The sequence below is a fragment of the Verrucomicrobiia bacterium genome (assembly GCA_035495615.1).
In the GTDB taxonomy this organism is placed as follows: Bacteria; Omnitrophota; Omnitrophia; order Omnitrophales; family Aquincolibacteriaceae; genus DATJFP01.
On sequence record DATJFP010000026.1, the window covers coordinates 47,238 to 62,773 of the forward strand.

Genomic DNA, 15,536 nt, shown 5'->3' on the forward strand with positions numbered 1-15,536 from the left:
ATCAGGTTTTTCCCAGCGGCCAGCACATGCCGCTCAGTACGCCGAAAAAGAAAGCAGTCAGATGCGCGAGATCCGCGTGTTTTTTGACCAGCGGATTTTCGCCTGCGGCCGCGGGCCTGCAAAAAACCACGATGAGGCCCGCGAATACAGCCGCAATCGCCGGCCACCGCCAGGCCCCCAGTCCGAGCATCAGAGCGCCCAGACAGCCGAAATACCCTGCGGATGGGCCGACGTCGCGGACAAGTTTGAGCTCCTCGCCAAAGAAATCTGTAAGCGGGCGCAGCGGAAGAAGCATCAGGACAGACAAGAACAGAAGAGTCAGAGTATGGGCACCCCAGAAGGTCAGTACGGCGCGTGCCGTACCGGCCACGCGTTCCAGGCCGCCGACAGCCAGCAGCGTCACGGCCATGGCCAGGACGAGGGATTTCGGGCCATCCGTAAAAAAAGTCGACACGAACATCCGGCCCAGGCGCCCTGCCCCCAAATCGGCCGGGGCATAGCCGATTTTTTCGAGCCAGGGATCGGACAAAACGCCGGTATGCGTGCCGGCCCAGAAACCGGCGGCGGCAACGACTGCGAGTAAGATGAATGTAAACGGGAGCATAATGGAAAACCTTTTCACTAAAATACGGCTTTCCCGAAAATATCATGAGAGGCGGAACAGGGGGAGGCCTAAAGACGTTCTGCGATCAGCGTGTCGTGCGCCAAGCCGACGACGCGGACTTTCACAAAACTCCCAAGCAATTCGCGGGGACCCTCGAATACGACTTTCTTCTCCTGGTGCGACCGCCCGGTCAGCTGGGCGGCATCCTTCGCTCCCGGGGCTTCGGCGAAAACTTCCAATTCACGGCCGAGCCATTGCCGGTTGCTTTCTTCCGTAATTTTTTTCTGCAGCTGCAGAAGTTCCTGGTTGCGGGTTTCCTTGGTTTCGAGCGGGACGTCGTCTTCGAGCTTCGCGGCCGGAGTGCCGGGACGCACGGAATACTTATATATGTAGGCGCCGTCGTAACGGATTTCTTCCAGCGCACGCATCGTGGCTTCGTGGTCCTCCGGCGTTTCACCCGAAAAACCGGCGATGATGTCGGTGGTCACCGAGACATCCGGAATCATGGCGCGCATGGCCCGGATCTTTTCCAGGTACTCCGCATATGTGTGAAGGCGCTTCATGCGCTTCAGCATCCTGTCGGAACCGGATTGAAGCGGAAGATGAAAACGGCGAGACAACTTCGGATTGCGCGCGATGACCCGGTACAGTTCCGGCGTGGCATCGTGCGGATGCGATGTGGTAAAAGAAATCCGCTCGACACCCGGGATCTCGCACAGCATTTCCAGGAGTTCGGGAAATCCCGTCTGCTTGGCGTCCGCGTCTCTCCCGCTGCCCGTGTATGAATTGACGTTCTGCCCGAGAAGCGTGATCCATTTGACGCCCTCGCCCGCGAGACGGCCGGCCTCGCGGTAGACTTCCCGAGCCGGCATGGAAACTTCGCTGCCGCGCGTGATGGGCACGATGCAAAACGTGCAGACCTTGTTGCATCCGGTCATGATGGGCAGCCAGGCGTGATGATGGCCCTGGCGCTGGATTTGGTCCGTATATTCAATGGAAACGCCATCCTGCTTGATCTTGGAAACCTGGCGGCGGGTCCTGCGGACTTCTTCGACCAGCGCGGGAAGGTCCGCGATGTTGCGCGTGCCGACCATGAGGTCGAGCTGGGGAAAACGCCGGAACAATTTCTCTTTGTGCTCTTCCACCATGCAGCCCATGAGGCCGACGATGAGCTCCGGATTCGTTTCCTTGGCCTTGCCGAGCATTCCAAGCCGCCCATAAACGCGGTCTTCCGCGTGCTCGCGCACCGAACACGTGTTCATGAGCACCACGTCCGCCGCAGGAAGCAGCTTGCGGCCGTCCCCGGAGCGTTCCCATTCTTCGGGAATGATCTCGAAGCCCTTCGCGGACAAAAGACCTCCGGCCACTTCGCTGTCATACATGTTCATCTGACAGCCGAACGTCTTGATCGAAACTTTTAACTTCTGCTCGCTCATTGTATCCCTCGATCGCGGACCAGCGTTTCAGAACCGACCTGGTCGGAAGACTGGCTAGCCCACCGCCCGATTAATTCATCGCCCTTAATCTCATAATAAATAACACCGGCACCGATTCCCCATCCCACGAACAGGAAATCACCCCGTAAGAGGCCGACTCCAGTATACACAATATTATTGATGTGCCATGTCAGTCGGTAAATCTGGCCGCTCGGACGGATCTCCACCGTGCCGGAATAAGCGGCTCCTCCATCCTCCCCGGCGGCATCGACGATCTGATAGACGCCATTCAGGCCGGACGGCCCCTCGAGCGATTCCGTGCCCAAGTCGAATTCCGTCGTGTTCGAGATCCAATCACCATAGAGCTTCCCGCCTTCCACTTTATAGATCACAAGGCCGTAGGAATCCGCATCGCTCCAGGCGGCCGCGAGCCCGTTCTGATCATGAAGCCCAATGCCGTGATAGGCGGTTCCGCCGCCTGTATTCCAACCCACGGAAAAAACCTCATCCCCGAGATCTTCAATCTCGACTTCGCCGGAGTATTCAGAGCCCCCCGGGCCCATGCCGTGGCTGATCGAATAGGATCCGGCAGGATTCAACGGTGCTTGGGCATTCGCAGGCGTTTGTTGAAGCGCGCCGAACAGGGCGATTGTGACGCACCCGGCGAAAGTTTTAAAGGGCGGTTTCATGAGTGGGATTTTATATCAAATCGCGGCTTTTGGCATCAGCCTTTTGGAGCTGCGGGAACCCGAGAAATCATTCGTTCGAAGGCGGGATAAGAAGGAATAGACACAGGAAGCCTGACAAAAAGTGCCGCTGCAGGAGCCGAGGCCATGAAGACCCATGCGGCCCCTGCAGCGGCGCAGAAAGCGTAGGTACAGGTCAGTCGACCGCCACTTCCCCGTTTTCACCCGTGCGGATGCGGATCGCGTCATCAATCGTCGTGATGAAGATCTTGCCGTCTCCGACCGAGTTGGTGCTTGCGGTGCGCACGATGGCCTCAACGATTTTTTTCACCTGCGTATCGCGCGCAACGATTTCGATCTTGGTTTTCGGCAGGAGGTCGACTTTGAATTCTCTGCCGCGGAATTGCTCCGTGATCCCGGCCTGCTTGCCGTGCCCGACGATTTCCCACACTTGCATGCCTGGGCAGCTGATGCCGTCAAGCGCCTGCTTCACATCGCCGAGTCTTTCCCTGCGAATGATAGCTTGAATCATCTTCATTTGATTATCTCCCTTTCCCGACACTAGCCGGCTCGTTATAAACGTAATTGCTCTTCGGGCCGGGGCCGTTCTTGCGTGTAGACAGCGGTGTCTCTGAAAACTTGTCCAGCTTCACGCCCACATAACCCGGAACGCCCATTTCGGGAATGTCCAAACCTTCGACTTCGTCATCCGGCCGGACACGCAGCCCGATCGTGACATCGATCGCCTTAAGCACAATGTAGCCGATGACGCCCACGTAAACCACGTTTGCAAGAACGCCGATGCAGGAAGCCACAAACTGACTGGGATCGCCATAAAAAAGTCCGCGAACCGTTCCCGCAACGCCGTTCCAGCCGTCGCCGTACGTTCCGTCGGCGAAAAGGCCCGTGGCCAGAATGCCCCATGCGCCGTTCACGCCATGAACCGCTACGGCGCCGACGGGATCATCGATCTTAAGCACGCCTTCAAAGAAATACACGGCTTCGACGACGAGCAGGCCCGAAACCGCGCCGATGATGCAGGCGTTCACCGAATTCACGAAAGCGCAGGGCGCCGTGATGGCGACAAGGCCCGCGAGCATACCGTTGCACATCATGCTGGGATCCGGCTTCTTGGTGCGGACTAGCCACATCCAAAGCGTTGCGACGAGCGCGCCGGTCATGGAGGCCAGCATCGTGTTCGTAGCCACGACGGAAATACGCAGGTCCGTGCCCGCCAGCGTGGAGCCGGGATTAAATCCGAACCATCCGAAGGCGAGAATGAACGTGCCGACAATGGCCATCGGGATATTATGCCCGGGAATCGCGTTGGGAGTTCCGTCCGCATTGAACTTCCCGATCCTGGGGCCAATGAGTTTCGCGCCCACGAAAGCCAGGACGCCGCCCGTCAAATGCACCACCGAAGAGCCTGCGAAGTCCACATGCCCATGGCCCAGACCGAAATTCTGGCCGAGCATGGCCAGCCAGCCGCCGCCCCAGGTCCAGTTGCCATAAATCGGATAGATGATGCTGCCCACGAAAAGGCCGTACACGACAAACGCCGAAAATTTCCAACGCTCGGCCATGGATCCCGTAGGAATCGTTGCGGTCGTGTCCATGAACACCATCTGGAAAAGGAACATCGCGAAGATCGCGGCGTCATAGGATTGTCCCGTCAGGAAAAAGCCTTTCATGCCGAAAAGGCCGAAACTTTTTCCGAAAAGGTGCAGCGTAAACTCATGGTTCAGGACATCCACGCCTCCCAGCGTGCCAAACGCTCCGATGCCTCCGAACATTAACGCAAACCCGCACACGTAGAAACCCAGCATGCCCAAGGGATAGATCATGAAGTTCATGGACATCGTATGCGCCGCGTTTTTTGCGCGGCAAAGCCCGGTTTCCACCATGGCAAAACCCGCTTGCATGAACATCACGAGAAATCCGGTGATTAGCGTCCATACAAAGTTAATCGAGACCTTGTTATGGCCCACTGCGGTCGCGAGTTCTTGGAGAGTCGGCGCGCCCGCCGTGGCAGCCGTAACGTCAGCAGCAGTTCCGGTCAGTGCGCCGCTCGGATCGGCATCCTTGGCGAAAGCCAGGACCGGCACTATCAGCCCGAAAGCGAATAGCCCTAGGAAAAAAAGACTCACTAATTTCTTTTGCATTTCGTTGGCTCCTTCTGTTTGCGAGACAAATCTGTGAATTTGACGAGGTCTTAATCAAGGTTCATGCCATCGACTTTTTTATTGATGCCATATTGATATCAATGCTTGAAACTTTCTTTTTAGAAGCAATGCTTTTATGTCACGAAAATCGGGCGGGCTTACAAAAATGAAGACAAACACAAAATTGACTGCTTAGGCGGGGACGGAAATGGACGGAGGATCAATACGAAGACGATATCCCACGGCGGGCTCCGTGAGAATATAAATAGGACGCGCCGGGTCGGGCTCGAGTTTCTTGCGCAGGTTATAAATAACGACACGCAAAAGATGGTCCATCCGATGGACACTCTGATCATTATTCCAAACTTGTTTGTAGAGCTGCTCCGTTCTGACGATTTTACCCGCGCTCAAAACCAGGGCCTTCAGCACATCGTATTCCGTCGGCGTGAGATGCTGCGTGCGGTCCCCGACTTTGACGATACGCTGCTCGCCATCGAAAACAAGTTCGCCGGTCTTGAAAATCGGAGTTCCGCCTTTCGGCAGCCAGCGGCGCATGAGCGCTCGAACGCGGGCTAGAAACTCCGAAGGGCTGAAGGGCTTGGTGACATAGTCGTCGGCGCCTGCGTCAAGCGCCGCCACTTTATCCGCTTCGTCTCCGCGGACCGAGAGAATCATGATGGGTGTAGCCGCGCGCTGGCGTATCTCTCTGGCCACCTCGACTCCGCTGATATCGGGCAGTTTCAAATCCAGAATAATCGCATCAGGATGCGCTTTTACCGCGGCTTTCAAAGCCGCGCGGCCGTTAGCCGCTTCAAAGGTGCGGTACCCCTGGGATTGGAGCATTCTTTTGAGAACGCGCCTCAGCGGACGTTCGTCATCCACGATCAAAATACGCACCCCGTCTTTTTTAGGCCTAAGCATGGGGCTTCTCGATGCAAAAAGGCAATTCCACAATCATTTTCGTCCCCTTTTCCGGCAGATTTTCGGCCCAGATTTTTCCTTGGTGCGCCTCAACAATTCCTTGGCAAATCGAGAGGCCGAGACCTGTACCCGGAATTTTCTGCGTTCGTTCACCGCGGTAGAACTTATCAAAGATACGATGCAATTCCCGTTCCGGAATGCCCGGGCCCTCGTCAGAAATTTCAATACGGACGCTTTGCATCGAGGTTTTGATCTCGAGCAAAACCAAAGAACCCCTGGGCGAATACTTCAGGGCATTGTCGATCACATTGACTAAGACTTTCAGCATCAGGTCGTAGTCGACGCAGGCTTCCGGGAGCTCATCCGGAAGAAGGACGCGCACACGATATCCTTCCTCCCCCCGGGATAACTGCTGCAATGCCACTCCGATGAGATCGCTTAAGTCGCATGGTTTCCGGGTCAGCTCTAAAATGCCTCCCTCGACCTTGGTCATGTCCAATAAATTTTCAACGAGCTGACTGAGTCTCCCCGCCTCCGCGTTGGCTGTCGTAATGAGCTGCCGGCGGGAGGATTCATCCAGGTCCATGTTGTGGTGCATCAGATTCCCCAGGGCCGCAGTGATCGAGGACAACGGCGTTTTTAGATCATGAGAGATCGAGTTCAACAAAGTTGAATACAGTTTCTCCTTCTCCCGCAAAAGCTCCATCTGCTGAGTTTTCATGAGGCTGCGTCGGAGGCGCGTCGTCAAAGTGCTGATCGTGATTCCTACAATCAAGAATCCGGCCAGGGTGACGAAATCGTGCTGACTGAATGTGGCGAAGCTGAATTGCGGCGGGATGAAAAGGTAATCAAAAGCCAGCACGCTGGCGATCGAAGAGGCGATTGCGGGGCCACGGCCCCATTTGAGCGCAATAATTACGACCCCTAAGAGATAAAAAATAATGAGGTCGGTTGTGATCAGAAAGGCTTTGGCATAGGCAATCCAACCCGCAAGAAAAGCCGCTGCCACCAACATCAGGCTCAGGATATATGGCATGACGCGATCGGTTTTTTTTCCACCCCACTTCATGGTCATGAGAGCCCCTACGGATCGATAATTGTATCGAACGTCAGGGAAAGAAAATATCAAAATTTGATCAAATCCGCAAAACCCGGCGCAAAATATTAAAAATGGGGATGTTGCTGAGAAGTCCTTTTGCTAAAATGGCCCATCACCGGACCGTGAACTGTCGGTAAACGCACATGCAGAGACAAGACTCGCCGATCAAATATCATTTTATCTGGCACGGTTATGCCCAGAGCCTTCTCATGGTGGTTCTGGTCACGCTTGGCGGGGAACTACTCAAGCGCACGATCGAGCCCATCAACCTTATCATGTTCTATCTTTTGGCCGTGATCGTCGCGGGCATCCGCTGGGGCCACGGCCCCGCTGTCCTGACTTCCGTTCTGAGCGTGCTTGCCTTTGATTTTTTTCTCATCCCTCCCTATCTGACTTTCGGCGTCGAAGATTTCCAGTACGTCTTTACCTTCGCGGGTTTTCTCATTGTAGGTCTGATCACAAGCGAACTGATGACAAAAACAAAGGAGCAGGCGCGCAAAGCGCGGCAATTGGAACTGCTTCGAGCGACAAAAAAACTGCAGACAGCGCTCCTCAATTCAGTCTCGCACGACTTGCGCACGCCGCTGGCTTCGATCATCGGATCCATCAGCATGCTCCTGCAAGACGAGCCTTCCCTCGCCGAAGAAACCATAAAGGGGCTGCTCCGGGACGCCTATGGGGAATCGCTGCGCTTGAATCGCTTGGTCGGGAACCTCCTCGACATGACGCGGCTTGAAGCCGGCGCTCTGAATCTTTCTTTTAAATCCTGCGATTTAAGAGACGTGCTCGGCGTGGCTTTGCAGGAGCTCGCCGACAAATTGGAGCAGCGCCGAATTAAAACCCAGATCCCTCACGACCTCCCGGAAATCAGCGCGGACTTTTCTTTGATCATGAAGGTGCTCGTGAATTTAATCGATAATGCGGCGAAATATTCGTCTGAGGACACACCGATCCGCATTGCCGCCAAAACGCAGGGCGACCGGATTAAAATTGAAATCATGGACGAGGGAATTGGAATTGCCCCCAAAGACTTGAAACCTATCTTCGACAAATTTTACCGCGCTTCCCATCCGTCGACGGTCGAGGGTCTCGGGCTTGGGCTCTCGATAGCGAAAGGAATCGTGGAGGCGCATCATGGCGAAATCTGGGCGGAAAGCGGCGCGGGAAAAGGGACGACATTCGTCGTGCTTTTGCCTTACTCCAAGGAGACCGCATGAAGGAGCAGCACGCCTTGCGCGCGTTGATTGTCGATGACGAGAAGGCCTTGCGCCGTTTTCTCAAGACCGCACTGTCGTCCCACGGCTATCAAGTGTTCGAAGCCGGCAACGGCCTAGAGGCCCTCGAAGAATCCGTATCCTGCCATCCCGACGTCATCATCATCGACCTGGGCCTGCCCGACAAGGACGGCATCGAGGTCACGCGCGAGATCCGCCGGCGCACGAAGACGCCCATCATCATTTTGTCGGTGCGCGACCGCGAAGAGGACAAAATCCAGGCGCTCGACGCGGGCGCGGACGACTACCTCACCAAGCCTTTCAGCGCAGGCGAATTGATGGCGCGTCTGCGGGCCGTCATCCGCCGCCTAGTTCCGCAAAACGAAACCACATTTTTTAAAGCCGGCAAATTAGCGATCGATATCGGCAAGCACACGGTGGAATTAAACGGCCGCGCCCTCCAGCTCTCGCCGACCGAATTCGACATCGTTAAAGTGCTGGTCATGAACGCCGGAAAAGTCGTGACTCAAAAGCAGATCTTGAAAGAAGTCTGGAACAAAACCGAAGAAATGGAAGGGGCTTCCCATCTTCTCCGCGTCACCATCAGCAATCTGCGCAACAAAATCGAGCCCAATCCCGACCGTCCCACCTATCTTCTCACCGAGCCGGGCGTGGGATACCGCCTTCATACCGAAGATTGATTTGAAAGATTTTCCGCTTACCCATTTCCTCTTTTGACTCTCTTTTGACTTGGCCTTCCTTTGCCTCACGGCTATCTTTTGCATAGATCGAACAAGCCGAATCCGGATGACGGATCGGGGGACCCAGAGAAGGCTCCGGAGCTCGATGCTTCGGGGCGATAAGCAGCTCGAAACTTGGTGTTTTTAGCTATCGGGGCGAATCACTGCAAAGTGAAAGGTTTCCACTCGACCTTAGCCCGACAGCTAACCCCGTAGGCGAAACGGAGAGAACTGTGCACCGCATTTTCGAACCGCGCTTTTCAATCCTTTCCGTTTCCCCTGGTTTCACCGCCGAAGCGTTCCGCGCAGACGGGCTTTCAAGGAGGACGCCATGGTTTCACTCATCGTGTTAGGAGGAGCAAAAATGCTGTCGTTTCGAAAGCAAAGGCAGGAAACATCATTAAGGCGCGGGCAGGCCGCCGCGAATCAGAGCTTAGGCCAAGCGGCGTTAAAAATTTCCGACTACCTGACGTCCGAACAGATTTGTTTTTTCCCCGAGGGAACAAACGCGCTCAGGGTATTCTCGGATTTGATAGGCACTCTCTCGATACCAAACCGGGAGTTCGCTTTGGAAGCCGTTCTTCGCAGGGAACAAGTCGGCGGGACGATCGTGGCTCCGGGAATCGCGCTTCCCCATGCTCGGATTGACGGCACGGACCGGTTGCATTCGGCTCTCGCTCTTTGCCCAAGCGGTATCAAGCTCAGCGAAGACGAACCGGCGATCCGCCTGCTCCTCCTTTTTGTCAGCCCTTTTACCGAACTGAAAAACCACTTACGCTTTCTGGCCGCGGCAGCAGCTTTATTTCAAGACGAAATGCTTTGCGGCGACATGATCGCGCTGAAGTCGAGCGATGCCATTTTGGAAAAACTAAAACACAAAGAAATGAAAACCCATGCCGAACATTCCACAAAATAAGTCGGTCCCTCGAAACGTCGTCATTGTGACGACCGCCATGCTGAGCTTTATCAGTTTCTGGCGGGCCGCCGCGATCGTGCTTTGCGATATTGCCTCCACGGTTTATTACATCGGCGGCATTGCCGAGCATGCCATCGGAAAAGCCGCTCCGTGGTTTATTTTGGGCGTGATGCTCTTTTCCTACACGGTACGCGCCATTTACATCGAGTCTTGCGGCATGTTTGTCCGCGGCGGCGTATACCGCGTCGTCAAGGAGGCTATGGGAGGAACGCTCGCCAAACTTTCCGTCTCGGCCCTGATGTTTGACTATGTCTTGACCGGGCCCATCAGCGCGGTTTCGGCAGGCCAATACATGGTCGGCCTTTTGAACACGACGTTTCCACACTTCGGCTTACCGTGGCATTTTCGCGCTGATATTTTTTCCGTTTTGTTCGCCGTCGCCGTCACGCTCTATTTCTGGTGGGAAAACGTTAAAGGCATTCCCGAGTCGAGCGACAAAGCCCTCAAAATCATGATCGCCACGACGATCATGGGCATCACCATGATCATTTGGAGCGTGACGACGCTCCTCGTGCGAGGCATCCACTGGCCCCCTTTCACTCCCGTCTTTAACGAAGACTCGCTGGGCTGGCTGTATTCTCTGAAAGACAAGATCAAACCTCTGGGCGTCCTCGGCCTCACCATCGCCTTCGGCCATTCGCTGCTCGCCATGTCCGGCGAAGAATCCCTTGCCCAGGTCTACCGGGAAATCAAAGCGCCCAAGCTCAAGAATCTCGAAAAAGCAGCCTTCATCGTCTTTCTCTACAGCATGCTGTTGACCACGCTGGGAAGTTTTTTCGCGATCATGATCATTCCCGATTCCGTGCGCATGAGCCAATACTCCGACAATCTGATAAGCGGCCTTGCGATGTATTTCGTCGGCCCGCTCCAACTCAGACTCCTTTATCAAGCCTTCGTGGTCTTCGTCGGATTTTTAATTCTTGCCGGCGCGGTGAATACGTCCATTATCGGGTCGAACGGGGTCCTCAATCGGCTGGGAGAAGACGGCATCCTGCCCGAGTTCCTCAGAAAGCCTCATGCCCGTTTCGGCACGTCTTCGCGGCTCATCAATATGACAGTAGGACTTCAACTGCTGACGATCGTACTCTGCCGGGGGAATATTTACGTGCTCGGTGAGGCCTATGCCTTCGGCGTCATCTGGAGCTTCGTATTCAAGGCCCTGGCCGTCCTCATCCTCCGCTATAAAGACAAGATGCCGCGCGAATGGAAAGTGCCCTTGAATATCAAAATCAAAGGCCTGGAATTCCCGGTCGGAATCGCCGCTATTTTTCTGATCCTTCTCCTTACCGCCAGCGCGAACCTTGTGACGAAAAAGGTCGCCACAATTTCCGGCTCCCTTTTTGCCCTTGTCTTTTTTGCCGTATTTGTGGCTTCGGAAAAGATCAACAAGCGGAAGCATCATGCCCTTCATGGCCAGCATGACATTCACGCGGGCCACATCGACCGGGTCAATCTGAATGAGATCGAAAATCTCAGCCCCGAAAGTTGCGGCTGCACGAAACCCCGAAGGGTCATTGTTGCCGTACGAGGCCCGCACAGCCTCAGCCATCTCGAAAAAACGCTCCATCAGATCCATCCGGAAGACACCGATGTCGTGGTGCTGACTTCGAAAGTCGGCAAGGGCTACCAGTTGGAAGGCGATTTGAGCCGTGTCGCGCCGGAGGAAGAAAAGCTCTTTACCCGCGTGATTGAAGTGGCAGAGAAAGTCGGCCGAACCGTCATCCTGCTGTCGGTCCCGACGAACGATCCTTACTACGTGATGGCGCGCATCGCGCACGAGTTAAAAGCGCAGGAACTCGTGGTCGGAAAATCTGAAAAATTTTCCCCCGAAGTTCAGATGGAGGAAATCGCGATTGCCTGGGGCGCCGTGACGCCGCCGCGCCAGCATGTGCCGCCTCTGATGATTCGGATTCTGTGGGATGGGAAAGAAATGACCGAAATGTTCTAAGCGAGAAAAGGATGGATTTCTTTTTAAAATTCACTCTCATCTCTTATGCCTCGATTTTCTTTTTCACACTGGGATTGCGCCTGGCTGTTTCCAGCGAATTGGACTTGCGGGTCATCCAACTTTTTCTTATTTTTGCCGCTGTCTCGCTTCCTTTGTCTCTGACCTTCAAATCCCAGCCTTTGTATAGCCGTTTTCTGATGTCCCTGACCTGCACCTCCCTCATTCTGACCGGTTTCCGTTTCGGCAGGAAAATAAAGCGTTTGGGTGAAGAAAATCCCCTCAAACGTCATTTTTGACTCGTTTTTGACTCGTCCAATGCCCTCTCCCCGAGTATTTTGTCACGATTAACGACAAGCCGAATCCCGACAGGGATCGGGGGACCCGATAAAGCGGCTCTCAAAGTTTTGAGCCATGGGCGAATCCGCCGGAGCGCGGAGAGGTTTCCACTCAACCTCAGCCCGTCAGCTAACCCCGAAGGCGCAACGGAGAGGTGTTATGTCTTTGATGCTCAAAAAAGTCGATCGCCCGCGCGAATTGAAGTGGTATCAGGCGGGCGCCATGCTGTACGGCGATTGGGGAACCAGCAAGGCCTATGTGCTTGGCATCGCCTTCGCTCTTGCCGGCCACGCTTCCTGGTTTTTCCTCGGCCTCATGTCCGCGCTTACGGCCCTCATCGGCGTCTGCTACATGGTGATTTGCCGCGTGTATCCGGACGGCGGCGGCGTTTATTCTTCCGTGAAGCATCGCCACCGCCTGCTCGCGGTGATCGGCGCGTTTCTTTTGATCGCGGATTACGTGATTACCGCGTCGCTCAGCACGCTCGACGCCTTCCATTATTTCAACGCGCCGCATCCGGAAATCTGGGCCGTGGCCACGATCCTCGTCATCGGCGCCATCAACTGGCTCGGGCCCAGCAAATCCAGCACGATCGCGTCTTACATCGCCGTCGTGGCCTCGGCGGGCGCCCTGATTCTTTTCGCGGCAACCGTTCCCTCGCTCTCCCATGTGCATCTGACCTGGCCCGGCAGCGACTGGCCCAAAAATTGGACGGTTTTCGTCGGCATCGTGCTCGCGCTTTCCGGCGTGGAAGCCATTGCCAACATGACGGGCATCATGGAAGAGCCCGTCGAAAAAACATCCAAGCGCGCGATCTGGCCCGTGCTCCTGGAAGTTTCCGTGCTGACCTTTCTGCTTGGCATTGCCATGAATGCCATCCCGAACCTCAAAGACCATACCGAAGACATGCTCCGCGTCCTGGCCACGCATTATATCGGGCCTTGGTACGGCGCCTTCATCTCGCTCGCGTTCGGCTTCCTGCTGCTTTCGGCGACCAACACCGCCATCGGCGACCTGGTCAGCATCCAGTTTTTGATGGCCAAAGACCGCGAGCTGCCCGAAGCTTTCTCAAAGCTAAACCGCTTTGGCATGCCGGGCCTTGCGCTGATCATCGCCACGGCGATCCCCGCGGGCGTTTTAATCTTCGAGCACGATCTGGTTAAACTCGCGGCACTCTATGCCATCGGCGTGATCGGTGCCATCACGATCAATCTCGGCGCCTGCGCGACCAACTTCAAGATCCCGCTGAGCCGGAAGGAACGCATCCTCCTCGGCATCGGCGCGGTCATCCTTTTTTTTATTGAATTGACGATCGCCTTCGAAAAGCACCACGCCCTGATTTTCGCGCTCACGGTCCTCGCGGTCGGATTGTCGCTGCGCTATGCCGCCAAGACGTTCCTGCCGATTCCGGTGCCGGCGCTTGCGCCCACGGTCAATCTGCTCACCGTTTCCGAAGCCAGAGAAATAGCGCCGCTTTACAAAAGCTCGTCGCTTGTCGCGATCCGCAGCTTTAATCCCGCGGTGCTCGACGAAGCCGCGCTGCGCGTGAAGGCCCTCAAGGAAAACGCGGTTTATTTGAGCTACATCGAGGAAACTCCCACCGTGGCGGAATTGCCGGATGAAATCGAACCGTCCTCTCACTCCCTCGAAGTCCTGGGAGAGGCTCAGAAGGCCATGGAGGAACGCGGGGTCACCGGCATCCCGGTCTGGCAGATCGGCGATGATCCCGGCCGCATGATCGCCAAAGCCGCGGCCGAACTTGGAGTCAATACGGTCATGATCGGGACGACGAGGCGCAGCGCGCTGGTCAACCTTCTCCGCGGCGACGTGCTGCGAACGCTCGCCCGTCATTTACCCAGAGAATGCCGCCTGGTGATCAGCGGCTAGAGGTTCGAAATGCCGGTTTCGAATATCGCTTTCTTCCTGAGGTTTGGGCTCACCTCGTATGCCGCCATTTTCTTCTTTGCCGCGGGGCTCGGGTTTGCCTTGTCTTATGCCGGCAGCCTGAAACACACGGATTTCGGCCTGCTTTTTTTCTTCATGGCCGCGGCCCTGTGTTTCAGTTTCAAGTCCGAACCCCTTCAAGGCCGCCTGATCATCGCCGCCATCTGGGCCTCGATCGTTTGGGCCGGCTTCCGCTTCGGCCGGAAGATCCGGATGCGCTGATTTCCCTTCCCGCCTCGCTTCCTTCCTAAATACAGAGCACACGTTGCATTACGCCAAAATTTGTGTACAATCATACTTTCTCTGGTAGCGTTCCGGCTCAGGCCGGGATTCCAGACACCGATTCAGGACTTGATGCGAGCCCAATAAGAACTCGATGTCGACAAACGATCAGCCCTCAACTGCGCCCGCGGGCAAAAAACCCAAGATCAACGCCCGCTTTCTCAGCCTGGGCAATTTGCTTCTGCCCGTCCTTCTGGTCATCATCGCGCTTCACTGGGGAGACGGCCGGGTTTTTGCCGAGCTGCTGCTGAAGATCAAGCCCCAATGGCTTGTCCTGGCCGCCCTCTGCCAGATCGGGACTTACCTCTGCGTAACCATGATCTGGCGCACGGTGTTCCGCCGCTGCGGCATCCCCATCCGCTCTTATCAATTGTTTGCGCTCAGCATTGCCAAGCTTTTCTTCGACCAGACCCTGCCTTCCTTCGGCGTGAGCGGCAGCGTCATGGCCATGCGCGGGTTCATCCGCCGGCAAAGCTCCAAGGGCGCGGCCGCCGCGGCGGTCATCATCAATACCACGAGCCGCTACCTGCCCTACGTGCTGCTGTTCACGGCGGCCCTGGCCATCCTCTGGAAACACCACATGCTCAGCAAGCCGCTGGAATACACGGCGGCTCTTTTCATCGCAGTCATCGTCATGCTCATGGCCGCGATCCCCGCGCTCGTGCAGCTGGCCATCAATCATAAAACACCGTCCTGGGTGCACCGGTTTGGCTGGCTCGAGAAGGTCCTGAAAACCTTGCGCGAGATCCCGGTCGAGATCATTGGGGACTGGCGCCTGTGGCTTGTGGCGTGCCTTGCGAACGCCTGCATTTTTCTGCTGGATTCGACGACGCTTTGGAGTCTGTTGTCGTCCCTCGGCATCGGGACCCATCCCTGGTTCCACGCCTACGTCAGCGACATGGTGTCGTCCGTCGTGACCGACCTGGCCATGGTGCCGGGAAAAATCGGGGTTTTCGAAGGAAGCTCCGTCACCATGCTGCGGCTCTTCAAATATCCGCTCGAAGAAGCCGTGGCCGCGACGCTCCTTTTCCGCGGCTTCACCTACTGGCTGCCCATGATCCCGGGATTTATTATCACCCGCCGCGAGCTCGGACAGCACCCTCACGAATCCCGCTGATTCCCTTCCGCTTTCCGACGCATAGAACGGATTTACAAAAAAGATTTGTCCGGCGGGAAATAGAACGCTGC

Annotated in this window: 15 protein-coding genes and 2 riboswitches; of the genes, 7 read left to right on the forward strand and 8 right to left on the reverse strand. The window is 55.9% G+C overall.

The features are described from left to right. Position 1: 1 nt before the first annotated feature. The 7 genes from VL688_03210 to VL688_03240 all read right to left on the reverse strand — a co-directional run bounded on the left by VL688_03210 (position 2) and on the right by VL688_03240 (position 6,884). Complete coding sequence (locus VL688_03210; GenBank protein ID HTL47052.1) at positions 2-604, reverse strand: hypothetical protein; 603 nt, start codon at positions 602-604, stop codon at positions 2-4. Positions 605-672: 68 nt separating this feature from the next. After that, positions 673-2,040: a tRNA (N6-isopentenyl adenosine(37)-C2)-methylthiotransferase MiaB gene (gene miaB, locus VL688_03215; protein ID HTL47053.1), complete on the reverse strand. Its 1,368-nt coding sequence runs from the start codon at positions 2,038-2,040 to the stop codon at positions 673-675. Beyond that, positions 2,037-2,729 (reverse strand): hypothetical protein, encoded by a 693-nt coding sequence (locus VL688_03220; GenBank protein HTL47054.1) that lies wholly within the window; start codon positions 2,727-2,729, stop codon positions 2,037-2,039. Before VL688_03220 ends, miaB begins: the two co-directional genes overlap by 4 nt. A gap of 193 nt (positions 2,730-2,922) precedes the next feature. After that, the gene (locus tag VL688_03225; GenBank protein HTL47055.1) at positions 2,923-3,264 is read right to left on the reverse strand and encodes a P-II family nitrogen regulator; all 342 of its coding nucleotides are present in this window, start codon (positions 3,262-3,264) and stop codon (positions 2,923-2,925) included. Positions 3,265-3,268: 4 nt separating this feature from the next. Further along, a complete protein-coding gene (locus VL688_03230) occupies positions 3,269-4,888 on the reverse strand; it encodes an ammonium transporter (GenBank protein ID HTL47056.1) in 1,620 nt (539 codons plus the stop codon). Between the two features lie 192 nt (positions 4,889-5,080). Next, entirely contained in the window at positions 5,081-5,809 is a 729-nt protein-coding gene (locus VL688_03235) for a response regulator transcription factor (protein ID HTL47057.1), read from the reverse strand. Continuing rightward, positions 5,802-6,884, reverse strand: a complete 1,083-nt coding sequence (locus VL688_03240) for an ATP-binding protein (protein ID HTL47058.1) — start codon at positions 6,882-6,884, stop codon at positions 5,802-5,804. The genes VL688_03235 and VL688_03240 overlap by 8 nt, the downstream gene beginning before the upstream one ends. Before the next feature lie 167 nt (positions 6,885-7,051). On the opposite strand from VL688_03240, the gene VL688_03245 reads away from it, so the two are divergent. The 4 genes from VL688_03245 to VL688_03260 all read left to right on the forward strand — a co-directional run bounded on the left by VL688_03245 (position 7,052) and on the right by VL688_03260 (position 11,786). Further along, a complete protein-coding gene (locus VL688_03245; protein ID HTL47059.1) occupies positions 7,052-8,125 on the forward strand; it encodes a DUF4118 domain-containing protein in 1,074 nt (357 codons plus the stop codon). Continuing rightward, the gene (locus VL688_03250; GenBank protein ID HTL47060.1) at positions 8,122-8,823 is read left to right on the forward strand and encodes a response regulator transcription factor; all 702 of its coding nucleotides are present in this window, start codon (positions 8,122-8,124) and stop codon (positions 8,821-8,823) included. Before VL688_03245 ends, VL688_03250 begins: the two co-directional genes overlap by 4 nt. 84 nt (positions 8,824-8,907) lie before the next feature. After that, positions 8,908-9,096, forward strand: a riboswitch (cyclic di-AMP (ydaO/yuaA leader). A gap of 97 nt (positions 9,097-9,193) precedes the next feature. After that, a complete protein-coding gene (locus VL688_03255; GenBank protein HTL47061.1) occupies positions 9,194-9,778 on the forward strand; it encodes a PTS sugar transporter subunit IIA in 585 nt (194 codons plus the stop codon). Continuing rightward, positions 9,756-11,786, forward strand: coding sequence for an APC family permease (locus VL688_03260; GenBank protein HTL47062.1), 2,031 nt, complete (start codon positions 9,756-9,758; stop codon positions 11,784-11,786). The genes VL688_03255 and VL688_03260 overlap by 23 nt, the downstream gene beginning before the upstream one ends. Before the next feature lie 23 nt (positions 11,787-11,809). Here VL688_03260 and VL688_03265 read toward each other — a convergent pair whose 3' ends face one another. Then, positions 11,810-12,076 carry a hypothetical protein gene (locus VL688_03265; GenBank protein ID HTL47063.1) on the reverse strand — a complete coding sequence of 89 codons (267 nt, stop codon included), beginning with the start codon at positions 12,074-12,076 and terminating at the stop codon, positions 11,810-11,812. Positions 12,077-12,129: 53 nt separating this feature from the next. Beyond that, a riboswitch (cyclic di-AMP (ydaO/yuaA leader) is annotated at positions 12,130-12,281 on the forward strand. Between VL688_03265 and VL688_03270 the strand changes: the two genes are divergently transcribed. The 3 genes from VL688_03270 to VL688_03280 all read left to right on the forward strand — a co-directional run bounded on the left by VL688_03270 (position 12,282) and on the right by VL688_03280 (position 15,465). Beyond that, on the forward strand, positions 12,282-14,009 hold the full coding sequence (locus VL688_03270) for a universal stress protein (protein ID HTL47064.1): 1,728 nt from the start codon (positions 12,282-12,284) through the stop codon (positions 14,007-14,009). It abuts the riboswitch before it with no gap. 9 nt (positions 14,010-14,018) lie between these two features. Then, positions 14,019-14,288, forward strand: a complete 270-nt coding sequence (locus tag VL688_03275; protein HTL47065.1) for a hypothetical protein — start codon at positions 14,019-14,021, stop codon at positions 14,286-14,288. Between the two features lie 154 nt (positions 14,289-14,442). Next, the gene (locus tag VL688_03280; GenBank protein HTL47066.1) at positions 14,443-15,465 is read left to right on the forward strand and encodes a lysylphosphatidylglycerol synthase transmembrane domain-containing protein; all 1,023 of its coding nucleotides are present in this window, start codon (positions 14,443-14,445) and stop codon (positions 15,463-15,465) included. Positions 15,466-15,536 lie beyond the last annotated feature (71 nt).

Bases quoted from the DNA above. Each gene is read 5' to 3' on its own strand.
- VL688_03210 (HTL47052.1), bottom strand. From the start codon at position 604: ATGCTCCCGTTTACATTCATCTTACTCGCAGTCGTTGCCGCCGCCGGT.
- miaB (HTL47053.1), bottom strand. From the start codon at position 2,040: ATGAGCGAGCAGAAGTTAAAAGTTTCGATCAAGACGTTCGGCTGTCAG.
- VL688_03220 (HTL47054.1), bottom strand. From the start codon at position 2,729: ATGAAACCGCCCTTTAAAACTTTCGCCGGGTGCGTCACAATCGCCCTG.
- VL688_03225 (HTL47055.1), bottom strand. From the start codon at position 3,264: ATGAAGATGATTCAAGCTATCATTCGCAGGGAAAGACTCGGCGATGTG.
- VL688_03230 (HTL47056.1), bottom strand. From the start codon at position 4,888: ATGCAAAAGAAATTAGTGAGTCTTTTTTTCCTAGGGCTATTCGCTTTC.
- VL688_03235 (HTL47057.1), bottom strand. From the start codon at position 5,809: ATGCTTAGGCCTAAAAAAGACGGGGTGCGTATTTTGATCGTGGATGAC.
- VL688_03240 (HTL47058.1), bottom strand. From the start codon at position 6,884: ATGACCATGAAGTGGGGTGGAAAAAAAACCGATCGCGTCATGCCATAT.
- VL688_03245 (HTL47059.1), top strand. From the start codon at position 7,052: ATGCAGAGACAAGACTCGCCGATCAAATATCATTTTATCTGGCACGGT.
- VL688_03250 (HTL47060.1), top strand. From the start codon at position 8,122: ATGAAGGAGCAGCACGCCTTGCGCGCGTTGATTGTCGATGACGAGAAG.
- VL688_03255 (HTL47061.1), top strand. From the start codon at position 9,194: ATGGTTTCACTCATCGTGTTAGGAGGAGCAAAAATGCTGTCGTTTCGA.
- VL688_03260 (HTL47062.1), top strand. From the start codon at position 9,756: ATGCCGAACATTCCACAAAATAAGTCGGTCCCTCGAAACGTCGTCATT.
- VL688_03265 (HTL47063.1), bottom strand. From the start codon at position 12,076: ATGACGTTTGAGGGGATTTTCTTCACCCAAACGCTTTATTTTCCTGCC.
- VL688_03270 (HTL47064.1), top strand. From the start codon at position 12,282: ATGTCTTTGATGCTCAAAAAAGTCGATCGCCCGCGCGAATTGAAGTGG.
- VL688_03275 (HTL47065.1), top strand. From the start codon at position 14,019: ATGCCGGTTTCGAATATCGCTTTCTTCCTGAGGTTTGGGCTCACCTCG.
- VL688_03280 (HTL47066.1), top strand. From the start codon at position 14,443: ATGTCGACAAACGATCAGCCCTCAACTGCGCCCGCGGGCAAAAAACCC.